Source organism: Bacillus sp. MUM 116 (genome assembly GCF_001866655.1).
Lineage (GTDB): Bacteria > Bacillota > Bacilli > Bacillales > Cytobacillaceae > Neobacillus.
Map to the genome: position 1 here is coordinate 1 of NZ_MLYR01000159.1, position 7413 is coordinate 7413.

The 7413-nt window shown below is 34.4% G+C and carries 8 protein-coding genes and 1 pseudogene; 2 read left to right on the plus strand and 7 right to left on the minus strand.

Annotated features, from left to right (window positions below; translation table 11 throughout):
• Positions 1–211: 211 nt before the first annotated feature.
• The 3 genes and pseudogenes from BIV60_RS26815 to BIV60_RS26830 form a co-directional block, all read right to left on the minus strand.
• Complete coding sequence (locus tag BIV60_RS26815) at positions 212–583, minus strand: amidohydrolase family protein (protein WP_071358712.1); 372 nt, start codon at positions 581–583, stop codon at positions 212–214.
• Positions 584–865: 282 nt separating this feature from the next.
• On the minus strand, positions 866–2233 hold the full coding sequence (locus tag BIV60_RS26825; protein WP_071358714.1) for a sigma-54 interaction domain-containing protein: 1368 nt from the start codon (positions 2231–2233) through the stop codon (positions 866–868).
• A gap of 156 nt (positions 2234–2389) precedes the next feature.
• Positions 2390–2623: pseudogene (locus BIV60_RS26830) on the minus strand (M20/M25/M40 family metallo-hydrolase); the annotation flags it as partial.
• 16 nt (positions 2624–2639) lie between these two features.
• Between BIV60_RS26830 and BIV60_RS31115 the strand changes: the two are divergent.
• Complete coding sequence (locus tag BIV60_RS31115) at positions 2640–2843, plus strand: histidine kinase (protein ID WP_083402485.1); 204 nt, start codon at positions 2640–2642, stop codon at positions 2841–2843.
• Positions 2844–3167: 324 nt separating this feature from the next.
• Complete coding sequence (locus BIV60_RS26835) at positions 3168–4109, plus strand: AEC family transporter (protein ID WP_071358716.1); 942 nt, start codon at positions 3168–3170, stop codon at positions 4107–4109.
• Between the two features lie 48 nt (positions 4110–4157).
• Here BIV60_RS26835 and BIV60_RS26840 read toward each other — a convergent pair whose 3' ends face one another.
• The 4 genes from BIV60_RS26840 to BIV60_RS28935 all read right to left on the minus strand — a co-directional run.
• Positions 4158–4412, minus strand: a complete 255-nt coding sequence (locus BIV60_RS26840) for a biotin/lipoyl attachment domain-containing protein (protein WP_071358717.1) — start codon at positions 4410–4412, stop codon at positions 4158–4160.
• A 136-nt stretch (positions 4413–4548) separates the two neighbouring features.
• Entirely contained in the window at positions 4549–6180 is a 1632-nt protein-coding gene (gene pruA / locus BIV60_RS26845; protein ID WP_071358718.1) for an L-glutamate gamma-semialdehyde dehydrogenase, read from the minus strand.
• A 397-nt stretch (positions 6181–6577) separates the two neighbouring features.
• Positions 6578–7153, minus strand: coding sequence for a GNAT family N-acetyltransferase (locus tag BIV60_RS26850; RefSeq protein ID WP_071358719.1), 576 nt, complete (start codon positions 7151–7153; stop codon positions 6578–6580).
• A 134-nt stretch (positions 7154–7287) separates the two neighbouring features.
• The coding region (locus BIV60_RS28935) for an IS3 family transposase (RefSeq protein WP_141770553.1) at positions 7288–7413 on the minus strand (126 nt) is incomplete at its 5' end.

Sequence of the window (7413 nt, forward strand, 5' to 3'; positions counted from 1 at the left end):
CTTGAATATTCATTATATTATATATTATATAACAAAAAGCTAACCGGCAGTGTTATGAAAATTTAAAATATTTACTGCCGGCTGCATTGCATAATGAATATGTTTTTTTAATGATTAGCTAGAACGCCACGTTGAAAAACCAAATTCCCCCCATATAGGTTTCTACAACTTTTGTTTTCTCAACTCTTTCCGGGCTAATTGAAAGAATATCTTAATCTAAAACGATAAAATCAGCATGGTAGCCAAGAGCGAGCTGACCAATAAACGGAATTCTAGTAATTTCTTGAGCCGCTTTTGTATAGAGGAGGATAGCAGTTTCCATATTAACTTTTTGATCCTGACCAAGGTCAGTTCCATCATATGCGAATCGTGTAACCGCAGATTTTAATCCAACAAAAGGATTCACTGGATCTGCCCAAGCCGTTGCGGGCGCATCAGAAGAAAATGCAACTTTGATTCCTGCTGGTAGCATCGATTGAACAGCATAAGTGGTCTTTGTTCGTTCTGCACCTAAATTTTTAAGATAGCTTTCAATCTCCGCATATAAGAAGATTGGCTGGGTAACAAAAGCTATTCCATTCAATCTATTAAAAAGTTTCTATTTTTTAATAAAATAATCCTTAACTTAGTAAATGCAATTTTTATGCCACTTTCCCTCTTTTCTGCTATATTTGAACTAATTTTATAAAAACTCGGATAAACCGCAGTATTTTCACGATTTCCCCTTTTAAAAATATTTGCATCTAGAAACAATGGCTGGTTTAGATATGAAAGTTTTGTAAAAATGTTTTTACATCGTAAAATTTTTTTTACAAAACAATAAAAAACGGCTATTGAATTTAGCATTTCATTAGCCGTTATATCATCATAATTTATATTTTTCCATTTTGTATTTTAGTAATTGTTTCGAGACACCTAGACTTTTAGCGGTGTCTGTCAGTTTTCCATTCATGTTTGTTAGTTTCCTTTGTATCATTTCTTTTTCAAAATGTTCAACCGCCTCTTTTAAGCACTCAGCATGATTTTCTATACCTAGAGGCAAGTGTGTTTCATGATTCTCCCTAATTCTCTTCGGAATGTCATCCAATTTGATAACGTTAGTGGTTGCGTTATTAAAAGCAGTTTCAATTGCATTTTTCAGTTCCCTGATATTCCCGGGCCATTGATACCTCTTAAAACATTTCAATACCTCGGGAGCGACACCATCAATGTGAATATTCATATTATTATTATAAAACTCAATATAATATTCAATCAGCCTCTCGATATCCTCCTGCCGTTCGGCCAGTGTTGGCAAATCTATTTGGACTACTCCTAATCGGTAAAACAGGTCGTCTCTTAAGCGTTTTTCAGCTACTAATTGATCCGGATCTTCATTTGTAGCTGAAATCACCCGGATATCTACGCTTGTATTTTTCGTGCCGCCGATTCTTCTAATCATTTTCTCCTCAATGGCTTTTAAAAGCTTTACTTGAAGATGTAGATCGAGTGAATTGATTTCATCCAAAAATAAGGTACCGCCGTTTGCTTGTTCAAAAACCCCCGGCATGTCAACTGCGCCTGTAAAGCTTCCTTTTACTGTTCCAAACAAGGTGCTTTCCATTAGATTAGGAGGGAATGCCCCGCAATTAAGGGAAATAAACGGACCGCTGAATCGGTCGCTTAAATTATGAATGGACTGAGCAACAACCTCTTTTCCAGTTCCCGTTTTTCCATAAATTAAAACGGTTGAATTGGTTTTCGCAATTTTAACGATTTTGTTTTTAATCTCTTCCATTTTGGGATTAGCCGTTATCAAATTATCGATGGTATAAAGTGTATTATTTTTCCGAAACACCTTATGCTTCGCAAATTTATCTAAAGATTGAATATTTTCTTTTGAATAAAAATGCTTTGAAAATTCAATTGCACCAATTACTTTCCCATTTTCTTTTATCGGATAGGTAGAATTCACCAAAAAGAACGAATTTCCACTTTTCATTATTAGTTCTTGTTTCACATTACAAACGGCCTCACCACTTCTTAAAACCTTTATAATTGTACTGTTTTCAAAGGTAAGATTTCGATATGGATTCATGACAGTTGTGCCTATAAATTCTTCAGGCCTAAGTCCAATATCATTTAGAACTTTTAAATCCGCCATATCATAAAAAATCACTGTTCCGTTTTCGTCCGTTACTAAAATATTGTCATAATCCTTTAAATGCTTGAAATGATTTAAATCAAAGTTCATTTTTTTCACCTATTTTTTATTAATAAAGAAATATTTAATATAAAACGCTCCAATGCGCAAATTTTCCCACTAAATTAGTATATAGCAATTTGAGTTGAAAAAAAATCAAAGAAAAACAGTTCCCCCAAAAGATGGGAGAACTGCTTAAACGATTACCTATTGGTTTAATATTTTAAATGCAGCATGCAGAAAAATATTTACACCATATTCCATTGCATCTTCATCAAAAGTAAACCGCGGATGGTGATGCGGGTAAATGATGCCCTTCTCTTTATTTCCTGCACCAATGGTATAGAAGCAGCCAGAAGCTTTTTGTAAGAAGAAAGAAAAATCTTCCGCTGCCATTTTCGGTTTTTTTAAATCTACCGTTGCATCCCCATAAACTTCCCGTACTTAACTGAACGATATGGTTGAAAATTTAGCAGATATATTAAGGTATTCGTTAGATGGTGAAAATAAAATGGTCCATTTAAAAGAGGAGATTACCTATACAAATAGTTATATTAAAATACAAAAAATGTGTTTCCAAAATAAATTTGAAGTGACTGGGAGCGGCCCTTTCAGATATGAATGCGATCGTCCCGCACCATCCTCCCCACTTTGTCCTTGATGACGGGTGATGCCGATTGCGGGAATACTATTTAAGCTGATTAATAATCTGAGAAAATGATGGAAAAACAAAAGAAAAAAAGGGAAAACAAATAAAAAATATTGCAATTTCTTGTTTTTCATTTTATATTTAGTTTAAATATTAAGAATATTTAAATCAACTATTTAAAGAACAGAATATTGGGTTGTAAACACATGGAAGATTAAAAGTAACATATGGGGAAAAATATAGTCTTTATCAAGAGTAAAATGAATTAAAGAACATTCGTTCGTTTATTAAACCAAAATAATCTAATAAGATTGTCCTGTAGAATGGAGATTTACTATGGAATTTTCAATCGTTTTTCAATCCATTATTAATATTACATTTTTGATCCTTATTGGTGTCCTATTATCAAAAACTTTTTCGTTTAATGATGATACAAGGAAACTGTTTATTAATTTAATTGTAAATATTGCAATGCCTTGTATTATTCTATCCAGTATTTTTAAAGTGGACCTGAATGCCCGAATCTTTACATCCATCCTCATTGTTTTTGTTTTATCGATTTTGATTAATCTTCTTGGAATTGGAATTGGCTGGATTTTATCCATTACCTTTCAAGGGGATTCACCAAAAAAACGAGAGATTGCTTTAATGTCTGGTTTGGGAAATACCGGATTTATCGGAATTCCGTTATGCGCTACATTGATTGGACCAGAAGCTGCGTTGTATGCCGCCATATTTGATGCCGGAGTGGATTTTACCATTTGGACGATCGGAGTCATCATTCTGCAAAAAGATCGAAAATTTGCCTTACAAACATTAAAATCTATGTTAAATATGCCCACTGCTGCAATTGTTTTTGGATTAGCGGTTGCCTATTTTAACATTAAGCCTCCTTCTTTCATCGTTCACTTAACGGATCAGCTTGCTGGCCTCGCAACACCGCTGGCTATGTTTTATATTGGCATACTAATAATGACCATACAACGTGCAAAGGTACGAGAAAAAGGTCACCAACTTTGGATTCCTTTAATGGTTAAATTAATTCTTTTACCATTTTCAGTTGCCTTTTTAATCCATTTCTTTGGCTTGAGTCCGGAAATAATCCAAACGCTTTTGGTTCAATCGATGATGCCAACTTTAACGCTTGCTTCCATTCTATTTGCCAAATATTCTGCAGATGAAGAAATGGGTGCAATAACGACCATCATATCAACCATCATATCTTTATCGACGATTCCGCTTATGCTGTTTTTAATCAATTTATTCGGTGTGTTTTAATGAAAAATCCTCCTACCGCATACGGTAAGAGGATTTTTTATAATTATATTAATCACAGCCAGTTATTTTCAAATCATCTTTAATTGTAGCTAAGACGGTATCAGAATCAACTTTCTGTCCATTCTTAACATCTAAGGATGTAATATACCCGCTAATTCCGATCGAAATCTCTTCAATCGATCCATTGTTTGTTTTAATTAAGAACAATTTCTCCCATTCGTAAACATGGCTGTTTTCTTTTGTCAGAACTTCCTCAATAGTTCCATTAAAAGGACAGTAAAGTTTTTCTTCTGTTACTATCAAGTTTTTTCGCTCCTTTTAAGATTTCGGTCAGATTTTGAGTTGGATTTTCCTATTTTACTCAAGTACGGGTATTTTAATAACATATTTTATAGCATCTCAGATGTTGATTTAGCTTGCATGTAAAGTTAATTTTAAATTATTCCGCATCCATAAATGGATAGGTAATTTCTGTGGTTGGAGCAAAATTTTCCTTGATAACACGAGGACTTGTCCAACGAATCATGTTAAATACAGAACCTGCTTTATCATTTGTACCAGAACCACGAGAACCACCAAATGGCTGCTGATTAATCATCGCACCAGTTGGTTTATCATTGATATAGAAGTTACCAGCTGCGCCAGATAAGCGGCGTTCTAAGTGAGCGATTGCTTGACGGTCCTGTGCAAAGATAGCACCTGTTAATGCATACATAGACGCTGTATCTGCTGCATCCAATGTTTCTTCTAATTTATCATTTTCATATACATAGATTGTTAATACTGGTCCAAAAATTTCTTCTACCATTGTTTTGAAGTTTGGATTTGTTGTCACAATGATTGTCGGTTGAACGAAATATCCCACAGAATCATCATAAGTACCACCAGCAATAATTTCTGCTTCTTCAGATGCTGCAGCATAGTCGATATAGCTTGTAATCGAATCAAAAGCCGGTTTATCAATTACCGCACCCATGAAGTTTGTAAAGTCTCTTACATCCCCTACTTTAAGCTTCGAAGTTTCTTCCAATAATCCTGCTTTTACTTCTTCCCACATGCTAGCTGGAATGTAAGCGCGAGAAGCCGCTGAACATTTTTGACCTTGGTATTCAAACGCACCACGAACAAGATTCGCTACTACTTTATCTGCTTGTGCTGTTTCGTGAGCAAATACAAAGTCTTTACCACCTGTTTCACCAACTAAACGAGGATAAGATTTATAGTTTGTAATGCTTTCTCCCACTGTTTTCCAAATTGTTTGGAACGTACTTGTTGATCCAGTAAAATGGAACCCAGCCATACGAGTGTCAGTTAATACTACTTCTGATACTTGTGAACCACGAGATGGTACAAAGTTGATTACGCCTTTTGGTAATCCTGCTTCTTCTAAAATACGCATAAAGTAGTAGTTTGCTAGTATAGAAGTTGTTGCTGGTTTCCAAACGACTACGTTCCCCATCATTGCAGGAGCTGATGGTAAGTTCCCGCCAATTGCTGTGAAGTTAAATGGAGAAATGGCCAATACAAAACCATCTAATGCACGGTAATCTAAACGATTCCAAACATTCTTCATACTCTCAGGTTGAATTTGATAAATTTGATTCGCATAATCCACGCCAAAACGTAAGAAATCTACTAATTCCTGTGCAGAATCAATTTCAGCTTGAATAGCTGTTTTGGACTGACCTAACATCGTAGCAGCATTCATTACGTCACGGTAAGGACCAGAGATTAAATCTGCAGCTTTTAAGAAAATAGCTGCACGATGTTCCCATGGCGTATTTTCCCATGATTCTTTTACAGCCATTGCCGCTTCTACAGCTTCGCGTAACTCTTTTTCTCCAGCTTGAGAATAGTTTGCTAGTACATGTTGATGATTATGCGGCATAACCACTTGCTTCACTGTATCTGTTTTTATATTTTCGCCATTAATAATCACAGGGATATCAACTACGATATCAGATTGGCGTTTTAATTCAGCTTTTAATGTTTCTCTTTCTTTTGTACCTGGGGCATATGTGTTGCCAGGCTCATTTTTAGGTGTTGGGATTTTGAAAATTCCGTTACTCATTCTTTCAACTTCCTTCCTGTTTATTAACTCTGTTACACTAATAAAAAATTTCAACTTCTACCGCCAAATTATAACATACCTTTTCCATTCTTATGCTTTCTTTTGTTTCTTACGAATATTTAGAAAAATTCCTGAAATGCAGTATTTTATATATTCGGCAATCCTCCCTATTAGTTGTTCCGTTTGAATAAAATGCAAGTTCCGTGCCAACTTTAAATTTTGCATGAAATATAGATTTTTGACCATTAAAGTGCAAATTTTATTTGCAAAAAGCATATTATTTTATTTATTTTGCGCAAAATATTTTTGCACCCATCGAATTTGTGCAAAAAAAATGGTTAACAATCTTTTAAGTAAAAACTGTTAACCTCATCCTTTTTGATAAAATGGATTCTTATTATAATTGGTTAAAAATATTTTCACTTTCTGAATTTTCGTTGAAGGTCAAAACTTCTTCAACCGGCTCATACGATTCACCATAGAAATGCTTATCTTTATAAGTATGAATCAAATCATATGTTTTTTTCATCGCTTCGAATATCATTTCCTCAGATTCGTGATGGGGTGCCCAATAAAGTATTTCCATTTGATTTATTTCATTAGTCGCCAATGATCTTCTTCGATAACCAATTGAATTGGCATGCTCAAAGCCTTCACGTTTATAAAAATGCAGCCTTTTTTCGGTATCGGTGTCCTCATAATTGAAAGGCTCCACCTCTAGAATGATTGGTTTCTCTTTTTGTTTCATTTTTTCTAAAAGTTTATGGCCTAACCCTTGTCCACGGGCATTTTTTGAAACAAAGAGATAATCAATGAAGATAAAATTATCCAGCTCAGCATACATAATCACATAAAGAGGTCCTTCATCTTTATGATAGATTTCTGAGCGTTCTTTTAGCAAGGATTCCAAATGCTCTTTTGATTTCATTTCTTCAATCGGGAAATATTTATTTAATTTTTCATACCAATGCATGACAGGACTCCTTATTTTCATTTTCAAAGCTTCAATAATGGAAGTATGTCTTAATTAAAATTTTTAATACTAAAAAACCCACCTCACTTCTAACTAGCTGAAGTGACCCCTAAAAGTTAGACACGGTTATTTCATTAGGCAGCGTGTGTAAAATGAGTTCGGTATTGTACCGGACTCATTTTTAATTTTGCCTTGATCCGTTTCGTATTATAGTAATTAATATATTTTTGTAATTCTACTTTAAAATGTTCGACACTCTC